The 16,842-nt window shown below is 64.7% G+C and carries 14 protein-coding genes; 4 read left to right on the top strand and 10 right to left on the bottom strand.

Annotated elements, in window-relative coordinates:
- Positions 1 to 15: 15 nt before the first annotated feature.
- Positions 16 to 975, bottom strand: coding sequence for a 23S rRNA (adenine(2030)-N(6))-methyltransferase RlmJ (locus tag BLS51_RS04290; protein WP_090177694.1), 960 nt, complete (start codon positions 973 to 975; stop codon positions 16 to 18).
- 165 nt (positions 976 to 1,140) lie between these two features.
- Between BLS51_RS04290 and BLS51_RS04295 the strand changes: the two genes are divergently transcribed.
- Both BLS51_RS04295 and BLS51_RS04300 read left to right on the top strand, forming a co-directional pair.
- A complete protein-coding gene (locus BLS51_RS04295; RefSeq protein ID WP_090180646.1) occupies positions 1,141 to 1,398 on the top strand; it encodes a hypothetical protein in 258 nt (85 codons plus the stop codon).
- On the top strand, positions 1,395 to 1,622 hold the full coding sequence (locus BLS51_RS04300) for a hypothetical protein (protein WP_090177690.1): 228 nt from the start codon (positions 1,395 to 1,397) through the stop codon (positions 1,620 to 1,622). The genes BLS51_RS04295 and BLS51_RS04300 overlap by 4 nt, the downstream gene beginning before the upstream one ends.
- A 49-nt stretch (positions 1,623 to 1,671) precedes the next feature.
- Here BLS51_RS04300 and rraA read toward each other — a convergent pair whose 3' ends face one another.
- On the bottom strand, positions 1,672 to 2,166 hold the full coding sequence (gene rraA / locus BLS51_RS04305) for a ribonuclease E activity regulator RraA (RefSeq protein WP_090180644.1): 495 nt from the start codon (positions 2,164 to 2,166) through the stop codon (positions 1,672 to 1,674).
- A 37-nt stretch (positions 2,167 to 2,203) separates the two neighbouring features.
- Complete coding sequence (locus tag BLS51_RS04310; RefSeq protein WP_090177687.1) at positions 2,204 to 3,433, bottom strand: MFS transporter; 1,230 nt, start codon at positions 3,431 to 3,433, stop codon at positions 2,204 to 2,206.
- A gap of 90 nt (positions 3,434 to 3,523) precedes the next feature.
- Here BLS51_RS04310 and BLS51_RS04315 point away from each other — a divergent pair, with 90 nt between their 5' ends.
- A complete protein-coding gene (locus BLS51_RS04315; protein WP_090177683.1) occupies positions 3,524 to 4,318 on the top strand; it encodes an AraC family transcriptional regulator in 795 nt (264 codons plus the stop codon).
- A gap of 101 nt (positions 4,319 to 4,419) precedes the next feature.
- Positions 4,420 to 5,322 (top strand): GGDEF domain-containing protein, encoded by a 903-nt coding sequence (locus BLS51_RS04320; protein ID WP_090177679.1) that lies wholly within the window; start codon positions 4,420 to 4,422, stop codon positions 5,320 to 5,322.
- On the opposite strand, the gene clpB is transcribed toward BLS51_RS04320, so the two are convergent.
- The 7 genes from clpB to BLS51_RS04355 all read right to left on the bottom strand — a co-directional run bounded on the left by clpB (position 5,319) and on the right by BLS51_RS04355 (position 16,727).
- Positions 5,319 to 7,919 carry an ATP-dependent chaperone ClpB gene (clpB, locus tag BLS51_RS04325; RefSeq protein ID WP_090177676.1) on the bottom strand — a complete coding sequence of 867 codons (2,601 nt, stop codon included), beginning with the start codon at positions 7,917 to 7,919 and terminating at the stop codon, positions 5,319 to 5,321. The two genes, BLS51_RS04320 and clpB, sit on opposite strands and share 4 nt — an antisense overlap.
- A 62-nt stretch (positions 7,920 to 7,981) precedes the next feature.
- Positions 7,982 to 8,440 (bottom strand): molybdopterin synthase catalytic subunit MoaE, encoded by a 459-nt coding sequence (gene moaE, locus BLS51_RS04330; protein WP_090177672.1) that lies wholly within the window; start codon positions 8,438 to 8,440, stop codon positions 7,982 to 7,984.
- On the bottom strand, positions 8,437 to 11,169 hold the full coding sequence (locus BLS51_RS30420; RefSeq protein WP_090177668.1) for a DUF349 domain-containing protein: 2,733 nt from the start codon (positions 11,167 to 11,169) through the stop codon (positions 8,437 to 8,439). Before BLS51_RS30420 ends, moaE begins: the two co-directional genes overlap by 4 nt.
- 82 nt (positions 11,170 to 11,251) lie before the next feature.
- Positions 11,252 to 11,860 (bottom strand): hypothetical protein, encoded by a 609-nt coding sequence (locus BLS51_RS04340; protein WP_229207389.1) that lies wholly within the window; start codon positions 11,858 to 11,860, stop codon positions 11,252 to 11,254.
- Positions 11,861 to 12,084: 224 nt separating this feature from the next.
- Complete coding sequence (locus tag BLS51_RS04345; protein ID WP_090177664.1) at positions 12,085 to 14,490, bottom strand: bifunctional acetate--CoA ligase family protein/GNAT family N-acetyltransferase; 2,406 nt, start codon at positions 14,488 to 14,490, stop codon at positions 12,085 to 12,087.
- Between the two features lie 6 nt (positions 14,491 to 14,496).
- The gene (locus tag BLS51_RS04350; RefSeq protein ID WP_090177661.1) at positions 14,497 to 15,486 is read right to left on the bottom strand and encodes a DUF2804 domain-containing protein; all 990 of its coding nucleotides are present in this window, start codon (positions 15,484 to 15,486) and stop codon (positions 14,497 to 14,499) included.
- Complete coding sequence (locus BLS51_RS04355; RefSeq protein ID WP_090177657.1) at positions 15,483 to 16,727, bottom strand: winged helix-turn-helix domain-containing protein; 1,245 nt, start codon at positions 16,725 to 16,727, stop codon at positions 15,483 to 15,485. Before BLS51_RS04355 ends, BLS51_RS04350 begins: the two co-directional genes overlap by 4 nt.
- Positions 16,728 to 16,842: the final 115 nt, after the last annotated feature.

The following is a 16,842-nucleotide window of genomic DNA, read 5'->3' on the forward strand; positions in this document are numbered from 1 at the left end:
CCAGCCTATACCTAATCATGCGCTCTTGACAACGTTTTTTTGACGAACCGGTGGACGGCGCTCGCTACTGTTGCGCATACCCGTCGTCTGCGTGCCACTCTCCAGCGTAAATCGCGCGCCGGCATCGACACCCAGCGCCTTGACCAGCCACGGCATCACCTGCTTCAGCATCGGCTCCAGCGTGTATGGCGGGTTCAGGATGAACATGCCGCTGCTATGCAAGCCACCGATACCATCCGGCATAGGCTTCTTGATGGTCAGCACCACATTCAGCCAGTTGGCGGCCGGCAGCTGCTTCAATTTATCGGCGAACTGGCGCGATTCCATGCGCTGCAACAGCGGGTACCAGACGGCGTAGGTGCCGGTCGGGAAGCGCCCCAGCGCCTCGGCCAGCACGTCCTTGGTCTTTTTGTAGTCCTGCTTGTCTTCGTACGGCGGGTCGATCAGCACCAGCGCGCGGCGCGACGGCGGCGGCAGCAGCGCTTTCAGCGAGGCGAACCCATCGCTGCGGGTGACCAGCACGCGCTGGCCGCGCACGGTCGGGCGGATGCCTTGCGCTGCCGCATGCTCGTCCAGCCGGCGGAAGTTATCGGCCAGCAGCTTGGCATCGGCCGGGTGCATCTCGAACAGGCGCAGGCGGTCGTGCGGGCGCGCCACCTGCTCGGCGATGTAAGGCGAGCCAGGGTAGTAGCGCATCTTGCCGCTCGGATTCATGGCGCGGATCAGGTCGACGTATTCCTTGACCTGTTCCGGCATGTCGGTCAGGTTCCACAGCGGGCCGATGCCGGTGTCGTACTCGGCATTCTTGGACGCGAATCCGCTGTCCAGCTCGTAGACGCCAGCGCCCGCGTGCGTGTCGATATAGGTGTACGCCACATCTTTCTGATTCAGATACTGCAGCAACTGGATGGTGATGAAGTGCTTCAGCACGTCGGCGTGGTTACCCGCATGGAAGGCGTGGCGGTAAGAGAACATAAGCTGGTGATCCTGATTGATTCAATCCGTCATTATCCCTCAGAACGCGCGCGCCACCAAAAAAGCCCGCACATGGTTTGCATCAAAGTGTGTGCCGATGGGCTGGCTAAGATGGAAGTGCCGCGCCGGCATCCGCTGGCGCAGCCTACTTTTACGGAGGAGATTATGGCTTTCAACAACGTAGGGCCGCTGACCTTCCTGGCCCCTGGTCAAACCGCGTTCTGGAGCTACACTTACGGCGGCGACCGTGGCACCCAGTTCGCCTCGGCCGATGTGAAGACGCCCAACCAGGGCGCCGTCCACCTGGCTGACCAGCAACGCAAGCGCAAGGACAACAACGGCAACGCCACGTACTTCGTCGCCATCCACAACCAGGGCGTCGGCGGTTGCTTCCACAACATCCAGGGCGGAGGCATGTCATGAAGATGACCATCGTAACCGACGTGCACGGCAACGTGCTGGGCGCCGTTCAGGGACACAAGCTGTCGGAGAACAAGGATGGCGTGGAGGCGAGCGTATCGTTTTCGCCCGGCCACGCCACCCACATGGTCGAAGTCGATGATGACCTGACCACGGTGGACGATGTCGACGAGTTCCAGCAACGCCTGCGCCGTCACCTGCAGCAGCATCAGCAGCAGAAGCCGTAAAGGCAAGGCGGCAGCGATGATGTCGCTGCCGCTTCTGCATTGCGCACGGTCAGGCCAGCTTTTGCTGCGCCACCAGAACGCCATCGGCGTCCGCGTAAATCCAGTCGCCGGGACTGACCGGCACGCCGGCGATCTGCACGCGCAGGTTGCGCTCGCCGACGCCCTTCTTGCTGCTCTTCTGCGGATGCGCACCCAGCGCGCGCACGCCGATATCGCAGGCGTTGATTTCATCGGTATCGCGGATGCAGCCATCGACGATGATGCCGGCCCAGCCATTGTCCTGTGCCAGCAAGCCCAGTTGCCCGCCGACCAGCGCGCGGCGCAGGCTGCCGCCGCCATCGACCACCAGCACATTGCCATCGCCTGGCGTTTCCAGCGTGGCGCGCACCAGTGCGTTGTCCTCGTGCACCTTCAGCGTCACCACCCTGCCGCTAAAACGCAGGCGCTGGCCGTAGTGCCTGAATACCGGCGGCAGCACAGCCAGGCGGCCGTCATCCAGCAGGTTGGCGTTGTCGTCGCATAAGTCGGTGGTGGCAAAGCGCATCGTCATCCTTTTGCATTGATCTTCAAAGCATCCGATACTACGCCGTTTTTGGCGCCGCAGCCACGCGCGTGTTGCTGCCCACGCCCACCGCCGTCAGGATCACCAGCGCCTGGAAGATGCCGATGAAGACGAACACGCCGGACGGATGGTTGGCGTCCATCAGCGCGCCAAACAGCAGCGGCCCCAGCGCCAGGCCACTGTCCAGGCCGGAGTACACGACGCCAAACACGCGGCCGGTGGCATTGGCCGGCGCCGCCGCGCGTATCATCAGGTCGCGCGACGGGCCGGAAATGCCCGTCACCAGGCCGATCAGGCCCATCAGCACCACCGCCATCCAGGCCGGCACCACGGCCGCTGCCAGCACCAGCGACAACAGCGCCGCCGAGCCGAAGGCGATCATGATGATGCGGTCATGGTTGCGGCTGCCCGCGCCAAGGAAGCCGCCATACGCCATGCCGGCCGCCGAGGCGAACATGAAGCAGGTGTAAGCCGAGGTGGCGGTCGCCAGCGACATGCCGTACAGGCTGACCAGGCTGGTGGCGGCAAAGGTCTGGATGCCGGCCAGCGCCACGGCGGAAATCAGGAAGAACGCAAAGCACAGCCACACCACCTTCAGCTTGAGGAAGCCGAAGGCACTGCTGTCGGCGGACGCCGAAGCCTTGGCCCCGGCTACTGCAACGGCCGCCGGTTCCGGGCGCAGCGCATGGCGGTTCCAGGCCAGCAGCGCCAGCACCATCAGCGGCAGCAAGGCGGCGCACAGCAGCGCAGTGCGCCAGTCGGTGCGGCCCGCCACGAAGGTCAGGAACAGCGGCGACAGTGCCCAGCCGATATTGCCGCTGATGCCGTGCACCGAGAAGCCATGCGCCAGCCGCGCCTTGGACACGCGCTGATTCAGCAAGGTGTAGTCAGCCGGGTGAAACACGCTATTACCGCAGCCGGCCAGCAGCGCGCCCAGCATCAGCTGCGTGTAGCTGTGTGCGCTCGACAGCATCACCGCCGACACGCCCAGCAGCGCGATGCCGCTGAACAGCACGGTGCGCGCGCCGAGACGGTCGACCACAAAGCCAGCCATCGCCTGCCCCACGCCAGACACCACGAAAAACACCGTCATCAGCAAGCCCAGCTGCGAATAGCTGAGACCGAACTCCGGCTTCAGCCACGGAATCAGCGCCGCCAGGATCACGTGATAGAAATGCGAAGTGCCGTGCGCCAGCCCCACCAGCGTAATCACGCGGGCATCCTGGCGCCAAAGATTTTTGTCATTCATGCTGCAATCTCCTTATTTGATTGCCAAAGTGTAAGCAATTTGCAGCCGTCTGATTTAAGATAGAAAGACAATCTTTGTCGAATTCCTGCCATGCCCATCCAGATCGTCAACCACACGCGCTTCGACTTCCCCAACGAGCCGCCCACCGCCGAGCGGCCGATCACCATGTCCGGTCGCGACCTGCAGGCGGCCGCCGTGCTGGCGCCGCATGTCCACGGCTGGGGCCAGTTCACCTACGCACTGCACGGCGTGATGCGGGTGGACGCCAACCACAGCAGCTGGATCGTGCCGTCGCAACGGGCGATCTGGATACCGCCAGGCATCGTCCACAGCGTCACCGTGCTGGAAAATACCCACCTGCGGCCAATGCGCGTGTACGCCGGCCGCGCGCCCTTCCCCGGCAATGAATGCAAGATTCTGGAACTGTCGCCACTGCTGCGCGAGTTGCTGACGGCGCTGGAACAGCATGACCAGCAGGAGCCATCCCACCGCCACCACCTGCTGATGGAAATGATCCTGGACGAAATCCCGCGCTGCGCCGTGCGCCCGGTGCGCGTGCCGCTGCCGGACGACAAGCGCCTGAAAGCGCTGTGCGACGCGCTGATCGCCGAACCGGGCGCCGAGCTGACGTTGGCCGGCTGGGCCAGCCAGGTCGGCGCCTCCGAACGAACGCTGGCGCGCCTGTTCGAGCGCGAACTGGGCATGGGCTTTGCCCAGTGGCGCCAGCAGGTGCGGCTGGCGCACGCGGCACCGCTGATCGCACGCGGCGTGCCGCTGTCGCGGGTGGCCGCCGAACTGGGCTACGCCAGCCAGTCGGCCTTCTCCGCCATGTTCAAGAAAACTTTTGGCTGTTCGCCAACAACGTTTTTTGGATTACAACAATAATGATCGATCGTTAAGTTTTCAAAATTGCTGCCGTTAACGCAAGCTTGGGCTAAAAGTACGGTACATTCGTGGAAACCAATCAATCACAACAGCGATATCGCATGGCGGACCTGTCCCTCTTCTCGAACGAACAGATCGCGGCGCTGCTGGCGGCGCTGCCGGACCCGGCATTCATATTGACCCGCAGCGGCCGCTACGCCGCCCTGTTCGGCGGCACCGATACCCGCTACTACCACGATGGCAGCAGCCTGGTCGGCAAGTCGCTGAACGACGTGTTACAACCGGCCAAAGCCGCCTGGTTCCAGGCGCAGATCGCCATCGCGCTGGCTTCGCGCGGTTTGCATGTGGTGGAGTACGAACTGGCGGCGGACGACGTCAAGGGCGTCGGTGGCGCCGGGCCGATGGAAGCGATCTGGTTCGAGGGCCGTGTGCAGCCGCTGGAGCATGCGGTGATGGGCGAGGATGCGGTGCTGTGGGTGGCCAGCAATATCACCGCCAGTAAAAAGCTGGAAGGGCTGCTGCGCATGCAGAGCGAAACCGATGCGCTGTCGGGCCTGGCCAACCGGCGCAAGCTGATGACCAGCCTGACCGAGCATTTCGAGCTGTTCGCCCGCTACAAGACACCGGCCTCGGTGCTGATCTTCGATATCGACCACTTCAAGATCATCAACGACCAGCACGGCCATCTGGCTGGCGACAAAGCCATTACCGTCACGGCGGACGTGTGCCGGCGCGAGTTGCGCGCCACGGACTTTCCGGCGCGCCTGGGCGGGGATGAATTTGTGGTGCTGATGCCGCACACCAAGGGCGAGATGGCGCTGCCAATCGCCGAGCGGCTACGGCTGCGCATCGCCGAACAGACCGGCGCCACGATCAGCGGCGGGCTGGGTGAAATGACGCCGGGCGACCTGTCCTACGAAGACCTGCTGAAGCGGGCGGACGATGCGCTGTACCGCGCCAAGCGCGACGGCCGCAACCGCATCGTCCGCCACCAGGGCGCTTAGCCGCCGAACACCAGCGCGCCGTTGTGGACATCGACCTTGATGGTGTCCTTCGGTCCGAACTTCCCTTGCAGGATCAGCTTGGACAGCGGATTCTCGATCTGCTGCTGGATCGCCCTTTTCAGCGGCCGCGCACCATACACCGGATCGTAGCCCGCCTCGGCGATCTTGTGCAGCGCCGCGTCGGTCACCGACAAGGTCATCTCCATCTTCGCCAGACGGCGCTCCAGGATGGCCAGCTGAATACGCGCAATCGCGCCGATATTCTTCTCATCCAGGCCATGGAACACCACAATCTCGTCAATCCGGTTGATGAACTCCGGACGGAAGTGCGAGCGCACCTCGGCCATCACCGACAGCTTGACCAGCGCCGGATCGGAATCCTCCATCGCCTGGATCTTGTGCGAGCCCAGGTTCGAGGTCATGATGATGACGGTGTTCTTGAAATCCACCGTGCGGCCCTGGCCATCCGTCATGCGGCCGTCGTCCAGCGCCTGTAACAGCACGTTGAACACATCCGGGTGCGCCTTCTCCACCTCATCGAGCAGGATCACGCTGTACGGCTTGCGGCGCACGGCTTCGGTCAGGTAGCCGCCCTCGTCGTAGCCGACATAGCCGGGCGGCGCGCCGATCAGGCGGGCCACCGAATGCTTCTCCATGAACTCGCTCATGTCGATGCGGATCAACGACTCTTCCGTGTCGAACAGGAAGCCGGCCAGCGCCTTGGTCAACTCGGTCTTGCCGACGCCCGTCGGGCCAAGGAACATGAACGAACCATACGGACGGTTCGGATCGGCCAGGCCGGCACGCGAACGGCGGATGGCGTCGGCGACGGCGGAAATCGCCTCGTCCTGGCCAACCACACGCTCATGCAGCTTCTCTTCGATGTGCAGCAGCTTGTCGCGCTCGCCCTGCATCATGCGCGATACCGGAATGCCGGTCGCGCGCGACACCACCTCGGCGATCTCTTCGGCGCCGACTTCGGTGCGCAGCAGCTTCTGCTTGGCTGGCGTGTTCTTTTCAATCGACACACCGCGCGCCGATGCCGCCTCGGCCTGCTTCAGCTCGGCTTCCAGCTGCGGCAGGCGGCCATATTGCAGCTCCGAGACGCGCTGCCAGTTGCTGTCGCGCGTGGCCTGCTCCATCTCCTGCTTGATGCGGTCGATTTCTTCCTTGATGTGGGTGCTGCCCTGCACCACGGCTTTCTCGGCCTTGAGGATTTCCTCGAAGTCGTTCAGCTCGCGCGTCAGGCGCACGATTTCTTCGTCGATCAGTTCCAGGCGCTTGCGCGATCCCTCATCCTTCTCCTTCTTGACGGCTTCCTTCTCGATCTTCAGCTGGATCAGGCGGCGTTCCAGCTTGTCCATGACTTCCGGCTTGGAATCGATTTCGATCTTGATCTTGGCTGCCGCCTCGTCGATCAGGTCGATGGCCTTGTCGGGCAGGAAGCGGTCGGTAATGTAGCGATGCGACAGCTCGGCCGCCGCGATGATCGCCGCGTCCGAAATGGCGACCTTGTGGTGCAACTCATACTTGTCCTGCAAGCCGCGCAGGATGGCGATGGTGGCTTCGACGGTCGGCTCGTCCACCAGGATTTTCTGGAAACGGCGCTCCAGCGCAGCATCCTTCTCGATGTACTTGCGGTATTCGTCGAGCGTGGTGGCGCCGACGCAATGCAGCTCGCCGCGCGCCAGCGCAGGTTTCAGCATATTGCCCGCGTCCATGGCGCCATCGGCCTTGCCGGCGCCGACCATGGTATGCATCTCGTCAATGAAGACAATGGTCTGGCCTTCATCCATGGCCAGCTCTTTCAGCACGGATTTCAGCCGTTCCTCGAACTCGCCACGGTACTTGGCGCCGGCGATCAGCGCCGCCATGTCCAGCGCCAGTACGCGCTTGCCCTTCAGCGAATCCGGCACCTCGTTGTTGACGATGCGCTGCGCCAGGCCTTCAACGATGGCGGTCTTGCCCACGCCGGGTTCGCCGATCAGCACCGGATTGTTTTTCGAGCGGCGTTGCAGCACCTGGATGGCGCGGCGGATTTCATCATCGCGGCCGATCACCGGGTCCAGCTTGCCCATGCGGGCGCGTTCGGTCAGGTCGAGGGTGTATTTTTTCAGGGCTTCGCGCTGGCCTTCGGCGTCGGCATTGTCTACCTTGGCGCCGCCGCGCACGGCGTCGATGGCCGCTTCCAGCGACTTGCGGGTCAGGCCGTTTTCGCGCGCCAGCGTGCCGGCGTCCGACTTGTCTTCGGTCAGTGCCAGCAGCACCATTTCACTGGAAATGAACTGGTCGACGCGTTTCTGCGCTTCCTTGTCGGCCAGGTTGAGCACGGAAACCAGCTCGCGGCTGGCTTGCACATTGCCGCCATTGCCGGAGACTTTCGGCAGGCGCTCCATGGCCGCCGTCAGCGCGCGGGTCAGGCCGCCGACATTGACGCCGGCGCGTTGCAGCAACGAACGGGCGCTGCCGTCGTCCTGGTTCAGCAAGGCCGTCAGCAGGTGCAGCGGTTCGATGTATTGGTTGTCATTGCCCACAGCCAGACTCTGCGAGTCCGACAGGGCTTCCTGGAGTTTGGTGGTGAGTTTGTCTTGACGCATGGTGATGCTCCGATATATTTAACTATCGCTAACATAGGGGCCACCAATGGCTTTTCAAGGAGCTACTGCCACTTATTCAGCGCAACATCGTCGCTGACGCGGGCATCCACCCAGCGCGCGCCCTCGGGCGTCTGCTCCTTTTTCCAGAACGGCGCTTCTGTCTTCAGATAGTCGATGATGAACTCGCTGGCGGCAAACGCCTCGCCCCGGTGCGCCGACGTCACCGCCACCAGCACGATCTGGTCCTTGGGCCTCAGCGGGCCGATGCGGTGGATCACCAGCGCGCTGAAAATCGGCCAGCGCTGTTTTGCCTTATCGACAATATCGCTGATGGCCTGCTCGGTCATGCCAGGATAATGCTCCAGCTCCATCTCCGACACGGCCGCGCCTTCATTCAGGTCGCGTACCGTGCCGACGAAGCTGACCACACCCCCTACTTTTGGATGGCCGGCGCGCAGCTGGGCAATCTCCGTGCTGAGGTCGAAATCCTCGGCCTGTATCCGGACTTCGTTCAAGCTCATGCGCGCTCCGCGCCACCGATGCGGCGGAACAGCTGTTCGATGCGGCTGCTGGTGCGGGCGTCGGCCAGCGCTGGCATCGCGCACAGTTGCAGATAGGCGGCACTGGCCGACTGCGGCTTCTGACCGGACTTCAGCGACGATTGCAGCACCTCCACCTGCATCTTCAGGCGCTCGCGGGCAAACTCGGCGCCGCTGTCGACGCCAGCGACGATTTCCAGGCGCAGGACTTCATCCAGCAGCTTGGCGCGGTTGCTTTCCAGTTGCGTCACGTAGGCGCCGCGCTTGTCATCGACGGCTGCCAGCGCAGCGTTGAAGCGGCCTTGCAGCGCCCGCTCGTAATCATTGCCCAGCGACGGCAGTTCAGCCCATTGAGCTTGCCAGCCGGCCCCGTCGACGGCGGCGTCCGAGGCCAGCTCGCTTTCCAGTGCCTGCGTCAGGCGCAGCTTGTCGCGCAGCGCGTTGGCCTGGGCGGCGCCGGCGCGGCGCTTGATCGCGTCCGCCTGTGCCTGTACCTTGCCGACGGCGTTGTGGTAGCGCTGGTTGATGCGCGCCTCGGCCGCGCGCGGCACGGTGCCGGTGGTGTTCCAGGCGGCAGCGGCGTCCTTCAGCGCCTTGGCGATGGCGGCCAGCTGGGCCTTGTCATCGCCGCTGAAGGTGGCTTCTTCCAGTTGCTTGCAGACGTCCTCACGCGCGTGCAGCTGCGTTTTGCGTTCGTGATCGGCGGCGTGGGCGGTTTCCTTGCGCTTGGCGAAGATGGCGTCGCAGGCGGCGCGGAAACGCTGCCACAACGCTTGCTCGGTCTTGCGCTCCAGCGGCAGCGTCTTGGCCTGTTCCTGCCAGCGTTCCTGCAAATGACGCAGCTTGTCCAGCGTGTGGCGGTCGGATGGCTCCAGCGCTTCGGCTTCAACGATCAATTGCTCGCGCTTGGCGGCTTCCACCTTGCGCTGTTCGGACAGCGGCGCCAGCATGTGCGCCAGGACCTTGTCAAAAGTATGGTCCAGCTTGCGTTTTTCCTTGCGGTCGATGGTGCCCAGGCGGCCCCACATCTGGCGCAGGCGCTGGCCGGCGGCGGCGACGTTTTTCAGATCGGCGCCACCGCCGGCGACCGATTCAGCCAGGGCCTGTGTTTCGGTAATCAGCGCTTGCGCCTTGGCGGCGTTGGCGTGGCGTTCGTCGGCCAGTTGCTTGAAGTGGGCGGCGGCCGGCGCGTAGGCGCTGGTGCAGGCGGCGTCAAAGCGCTCCCACAGCGATTTCGGTGCGTGGCCGGAGACGGCGTCCAGCGCTTTCCAGCGGTCGCGCATGCTGCCAACCTTTTTGGCCAGTTCGCTCATCGCGAGTTTCTGGCCTGCCAGGTCTTCCACAGCCTTCACCAGTTCTTCGCGCGAGACGTTGCCGCCCCAGCGTGCCCAGTCGCCCAGGCGCTTGAGTTCGGCGCGGACGTGGTTCAGATGATCGGTCTGGGCTTGGTTCAGGCGGGTTTTGTGGTCGCGCAGCCATTTGTCGTGTTCGGCGGCGGCGTGCAGTTGGCCTTGTTCCAGGGCTGCTTCCATGGCGTCCATGGTTTCCAGGAATTTCTTGTCGGTTTCCTTGGGCGCGGGCTTCGGCTGCTTGGGCGGCTTGGCAGTCGCGGTTGCGACAGTCTCGGCGGCGTTGCCAGAGGCGTGCGCCGGCGTGACGTGCGTATCGTCGGCGCCGGCGACACTGGCCGCATCGGCTTCGGCCGCTCCGGCGCTGGCGTGGCCGGGGCCGGCGCTGGCGGTGCCAGTGTCGGTGTCGGCGGCTGTGGCGGCGGCAGCGCCGGCGGTAGTGGTGGCGGCGGCGGCGGTAGCTGCTGCCGCGGTGCCTGCGGTGGCGGCGGTGGCTGCGGCGGCGGTAGCTGCTGCTGCGGTGCCTGCGGTGGCGGCGGTGCCTGCGGCGGCGGTACCTGCGGCGGCGGTGGCGGCTGCGGCTGCGGCGGTGGTTCCTGCGGCGGTGGTGGTGACTGCGGCCTTGGCGGCCGGCTTCGGCGGCGCGGTCAGCGCGGCGCGGGCCTGTTCGACTGCGGCGGCAAAATCGCTGAGCAGGTGGCGCGGCAAGGCATTGTGTTCGGGCGCCTGCTGGTAATCAGCCTGGGCGGCGGCATGGCGTTCCAGCGCCTGCAACGCCTCTTCGGCCGGCAAGCCGGCTTGCGGCAACTTGCGCACCGCAGCCATGGCGTCAATGATGCTGCGCTGCAAGTTGACCTGCGCTTCCAGACGCGCCGCCAACGCCGCCCGGGCGGCGGCATAATCGGCAGCCAGCGTTGGCACATCGGCAACCAGCAGCCACTGGCGATCCAGCTCGGCCACCTGGTTCGGCGTCAGCTTCTCATCCGCCAGCAGGCGTTGCGCCAGATCCAGGCACACCTGTGCTTTTTTTTGCTCCGTCTGCTGGTAGCGGATCGCATCCAGACGGCCCTGCATCAGCTTGGCCACACGACGGTCGGTATTGCGCACCGCCGCCAACACCTGTTCCAGCGCGGCGCGCGACTGCACATGCTCGGCGGCGGTCAGGCGCACGCCGGCAAATTCGCTCTCCAGTATCAGTGCGACCGCAGCCGCTTCATTGCCATTCAGCGCGGCGGCACGCTGCGTCTGCTCGTCACGACGACTGGCGGTGGCGGCAGTGGCCGCATCCTGCTCTGGCGAGGCTGCCGGAGCGGTGGGAACGGCCGAAGTTTCGGTCGCACGCTTAAAGAGGAAATCAAACATGGTGCGCTATGGTGGTGATGACTAAAACCACCATCATAGCAAAGCAGGGAAATTTTGCCCTGCTAACGCGATATGAGGACGGTTATTTCATGACTGCATCGTCGCGCGACGCTTGCCGCGCAGCGCGGTGCAGGGGCCGCGCAGGCAAATCTTCCAAGCTTACAACTGGCAAGACTTGCAGACCGGGAATGGAAATCTGACCGTCATCCACCTCCCCGCCCGGCAGCGCCCGACGACGCGCAGCCACCTGGGCCGCTTCGGCCGGTGGCAGGCCGGAACGTTTCATTTCATCCAGGTGCTTATCGTGCATCATCAGCTGGTTGGCGATGGAGAACCAGGTTTCGCCGGCAATGGCGTTGCGCGCCAGCGCAAACAGTTCCAGTTCCTCTTTTTCCAGCCGCTTCAGCAGTGCAGCGCAAAAAGTGTCGATGCTGTCGCACACTTCGCTGACCTGCTCGTCGCGCACGTCAGCCAGCGCGCCGAGCTTTTCCTGTAGCAGGCGGATCGAGGTCAGCGCGGCCTGGTTCAGCCGGTTCAGATCATCGAGCAGATGATCGGCGTGCTCGGTGGCGTCGCGCAGCGCGGGGATCAAATACATCTCCGTCTTGCGCCAGTGGCAGGCTTGATACAAGGTATTGAGATTTTCGCAAGCGTATTCCAGTTGCGACAGCGTCATGCGATTCTGTTGCATGAGCGTGGTCCGCACATACTTTTGAAACGATATCAGGCTGAGCCGAACACTGGCTTGTTCGACGGACAGGGCAACCAAAGTGTATGTGGCGGTTAACATTCTGACTCCCAGGGGGTAGGTAGCGGAAGTAAAAGTGTAAAGTTTCCCGACAACGGCGCTTTGAGCTAGAACAAACCCGTCAGCGCTCTTGGTCTGATTATCTTATCTCAAGCTTGCGGCGAATGCTACCGCAAAGGCAGTTGCAAACGCACCATTCCGGCTTCCGGGTGCGGCAAAACCACGCCGCCAAAGTGGCGTATCATTTTTTGCACACCGGCGTTCTCGGACAGCGCGTCGCCAACGATCTCGCGCGTGCCTCTGGCACGGAAATAATCCACCAGCTTCTGGAACAGGATGTAGCCCAGCCCTTTCCCTTTCAAATCGGAACGCACGATGACGGCGAACTCGGCTGACTGATTGTCCGGGTCCAGCACCGCCCGCACCACGCCCAGCGTTTCCGGCTCGCCTTGCGCATTGGGCCGGGTGGCGATGAAAGCCATGGCGCGGTCGTAATCGATTTGCGTCAGCCGTGCCAGCTGGGCTGGCGGCAGTTCGCGCATCGCCGAGAAAAAGCGCAGGCGGATGTCGTCCGGCGCCAGCGCGGCGAAGAATTGCTGATGCTGCGGGCCATCCTCCGGCTTGATCGGGCGCAGCAGGATCTGGCCACCATTCCAGTCGAGCCGCTCCTCCAGTTCCTGCGGATACGGGCGGATGGCCAGTTCGGCACGGCGGCCACGCGCCTTGGCCAGGTGCATGCGCGCGCCCAGCGCCACCACGCTGCCGCCGATCGCCAGCAGCGGATTCAGATCCAGCTCCGCCAGTTCGGGCAGGTCGGCCACCATGTCGGCCACCTGTACCAGCGTGCGGATCAGCGCTTCGGCGTCGGCCGCCGTCTGGCCCTGCGCCAGCAGGCGTGAGACGCGGGTGCGATCCACCATGTCGCGCGCCAGCGCCATGTTCAGCGGCGGCAGGCCGGCGGCACGGTCGGCCGCCACGTCGGCGGCAATGCCGCCCTGGCCAAAGAACACCACCGGCCCGAACACCGGATCGTGACTGATCTGGATGCGCGCCGCCGCCAGCGTGGCGCCGGCCAGCGCCGCCTGTTGCGGCGTCGCCAGCGCGATGCCGTAAGCAGCCATCAGCGCGCGCGCATCGGCGTCCGACAGTTCGCTACGGCCGTCATGCAACGCCGCCTGCACCAGCTTGCGCGCGGTCGAACGGCCGCCGGCGCTGGTGGTCGGCACGCCGACCGGCACCTCCATCAGCAATGCCTGGTTGCGGCGGTACTGGGCGATTTGCAGGAAGCCGTGGACGGCTTTTTCCGGCGTGTCGTAGGTTGGCAGGCCGGCGTCGGCAAATACGCGCCGGGCCTGCGCCACCGAGCCGCCGCCCAGCCAGCAGGACAGCACGTTCTTGCCGGCCGCCTGCATCAGCGGCGCCACCGCTTCGGCGATCTGGTGACTCGGCACCATGGCGGTGGGCGCATGCAGGAACAGCAGCGCGTCGGCCTGCGGTTCGCGCAACAGCGCCTGCACGGTGCTGGTGTAGCGCTCGACCTGGGCATCGGCCAGCAGGCCGACCGGATTGGCGTGCGGTGCACCGGCCTGCGTCAGCAGTTTCTGCGTGGCCGGCGACAGTTCCGCCAGTTGCGCGCCGCTGCACGCCAGCGCGTCGGTGGCGATCAATCCGAGGCCGCCGCCATTGGTCAGCACTGCCAGCCGCTCGCCGCGCTGCGGGCGCTGGCGCGCCAGCGTTTCCACCGCGTCAAACAGGTCTTCGGTGGAGTTCACCCGCAACATGCCGGCACGGCGGATGGCGGCGTCGAATACCAGGTCGGCGCCGGGCGCCGCGTCGCGCCCCACTTTCAGCACGATGACCGGCTTGCCGCGCGCCGCCAGGCGGCCGGCCGACATGAACTTGCGCGCGCTGCTGACATGCTCGATGCACAGCAGGATGGCTTCCGTTTCGCCGTCGGCCGCCAGGTAGTCCAGCAGGTCGCCGAAGTCCACGTCAACGCCGTCGCCCATGGCAACAAAACGCGAGAAGCCGATGCCGCGCTGGCCGGCCCAGTCCAACACTGCCGTCGCCAGCGCCGCCGATTGCGAGACGAAGGCCAGCTTGCCCTTCTTCGCCGCCATCTGCGTGAAGCTGGCGTCCAATCCCAGCGCCGGTGATTGCAGGCCGGCGCTGCCGGCGCCGAGGATGCGCAGCAGATAGGGCCGCGCCGCCTCCAGCATCGGCTGGTGCAGGAAGCGGCCACCGCTGTGGCCCGGATCGGCCGTCATGACGATGGCGGCCTTGCCGCCGGCCTGGCCCAGGTCATTGATCAAGCCCGGCACCGTGGCTGGCGGCGTGCAGATGATCGCCAGGTCCGGTGCGATCGGCAGCGCGCTCACGCGGCCGTAGGTTTGCAGTCCTTGCAGCTTCTGGTGCTTGGGATTGACCGGCCACACCGAGCCGCCGTTCTTGAGGAAATCGCTGGCCAGCAGATTGGCCAGTACTCGCGTCCCGATGCGCTGCGGATTATCCGAGGCGCCGATGACGGCGACCGAACGGGGTTGGAACAGACGATCGAGATTGCGGATGCTCATAACTGGCTACCAGCGGGAGGAATGGTCTTCGGTCACGCCCATCAGCTGCGTGACCATGCGTTTGGGTTGATCGGGCGCGGCGCGCACCCAGCCGCTGAAGGTGCCGATCGGCTGCAAATAGCGGCTGGCCGCCACCACCATTTTCTTGTTGTCGCGGCGCGCGCCTTCGGGCGTGAAGGTCAAGTCCAGCATATCGTCTTCGGTGAAGATATGCCATGGCGACAGCGGCTCTTTTTTATCGTACAGGAAGTGCGCCGGGCCAAGCGCAATCAGGTCGCCATCCAGCCACAGCGCGTTTTCGCGGTCGCCGAAATAGCCGGCCTGCAGGTTGAAGCCCAGCTCCATATTGTGCGCCGAGGCCCAGCGCCAGGCGGTGTTTCGCGCCAGCAGGCCGTTGGAGTAATCGAAGCTGGCGATGCCGCCATCGAGCTTGAATTCCTCGCGCCAGGTGCGCACTTCGCCGCGCAGCGGCATGGCCGATGATTTCTGCGTCGCGTGCACCGAGCCTTGGTCGATAGGCCCGGTGGCCAGCAGCAGCGGCGATGGCGACGGACCGAAGCTGGCGTCGATCTCCAGGTAGTCGCAGCGCAGCGCCAGTTCGTAGCTGCCGTCGCCGTTGGTGTCGACGGTGATGTGGCAGCCCTTGGTCTTGAAGCTGCTCGATTCGCCGGCATGGTTGGCCAACCGGGCCGATACCAGCGGCAGGCCGTCCTGCGAGAAGTTGGCCAGCATGTCGCCGTCGCGGCGCTCGAAAGCGTAGGCGAAGGCGGTGCTGATCCAGCCCAGGTCGACGATGGCGACCGCGCAGAACACCTCCTCGGTGCACAGCGCGATGTAATGCCAGCGCTTGTGGTGAAAGCGCCGCCACAGCGGGCTGCGGGAAAATGGCGCGGCCAGCTGGCTCCAGTCGATCTTGCCGACCTGGCCGGCGTAGCGTCCAAACAGCGGTTGGCCGTCGGCGGCCAGCAAGCTGGCGGGGGCGGCGGGCAAACTCATGATGCGGCTTCCTTTTCTGCTCCTGCCGCGTCCAGCGCGGCTTGCAGCTGCGGGCCGAATGCGGCCGGCGCTGCCTGTTGTAATTGGACCTGCGGGCAGGCGTGCCAGTTGGCCAGGCGCTGCAAGGCGCCGGCGATGTCGCGCGTGAAACGGTCGCTGATACGCGCGCCGGGCTCCAGCACCAGCGACTTCACTTCAAACACGCCATCGCGCCGGTGCGCCTTGGCGTCCAGCCGGCCCACCAGCGCGCCACGGCGCAGGATGGGCAGCGTGAAGTAGCCGTATTTGCGCTTGTCGGCCGGCGTGTAGCACTCCAGCCGGTAGTCGAAATCAAATAACTCCAGCGCGCGGCGGCGGTCCCAGACCACAGGATCGAATGGCGACAGGATGGTGGTCAGCGTTGACGCCAGCGCGCCGGCAGCGGCGCTTTCCAGCAATCCGGCGTGGTCCGGATGCACGTATATCGGGTCATCCCAGTCGTCCACCCAGGCGCGCAGCAAGGCGCCCTGCCCGACCAGCATTTCCGGATCAAGGCGCGGCGGCCGGGTGCGGAAGTAGTCGCTGATCCAGGCGCCGCGCGCGCAGCCCATGGCTTTCACCGCCTTCAGCACCAGTTGCCGGCGCACGTCTTCCATCGGCGGCAGCTGGCTGTCGTGCCAGGCTGGCAGCACGCGTTCGGCCAGGTCGTAGATGCGCTGGAAGTTGTGGCGCGCGGAGATCATCAGCTGGCCGGTGGTGAACAGGACTTCCAGCGAGCGCTTTTCAGGTTTCCAGCTCCACCAGCCGCCGGCCTTGCCATCGGTGCGCTCAAAATCCGACGAGCGTGTCGGGCCGTTGGCGCGGATATGTTCCAGCACCGCCTCGACCTCGGCGCGGCGCTCCTTCATCCAGGTGGCCGAATACTTCCAGCCCATGGCCTCCGGGTCCAGCATGCGATGGCGGTACAAGCCGTAATCCTCGACCGGCACGAAGCAGGCCTCATGCGCCCAGTATTCAAATAATTCACCTTGCGCCAGCGCCTGCTCCAGCCACGGCTGCGGATAATCGCCCAGCCGGCTCCATAGCACCAGGTAGGGACTGCGCGCCACCACATGAATGGTATCGATTTGCAGCACGCCCATTTGCCGGATCGCGGCCAGCACATCTTCCCGACGGGCCTTGCGGCGGCGCGGCTGTAACAGCCCTTGCGCCGCAAGGTGCAGCGCGCGCGCGGCGGACAGGCTCAATATCGGTTCGGTCATAGGCACTATTCTAATAAAGTTTTCAATATTGCCTGTGGCCGGAGTGACGTTTTTTCGCACCTTTCACGCCAAAAGTGATATTTCCGTGCAGAATAACCTCAAAGCCATCCGTGAG

The organism is Duganella sp. OV510 (genome assembly GCF_900100205.1).
In the GTDB taxonomy this organism is placed as follows: Bacteria; Pseudomonadota; Gammaproteobacteria; order Burkholderiales; family Burkholderiaceae_D; genus Rugamonas.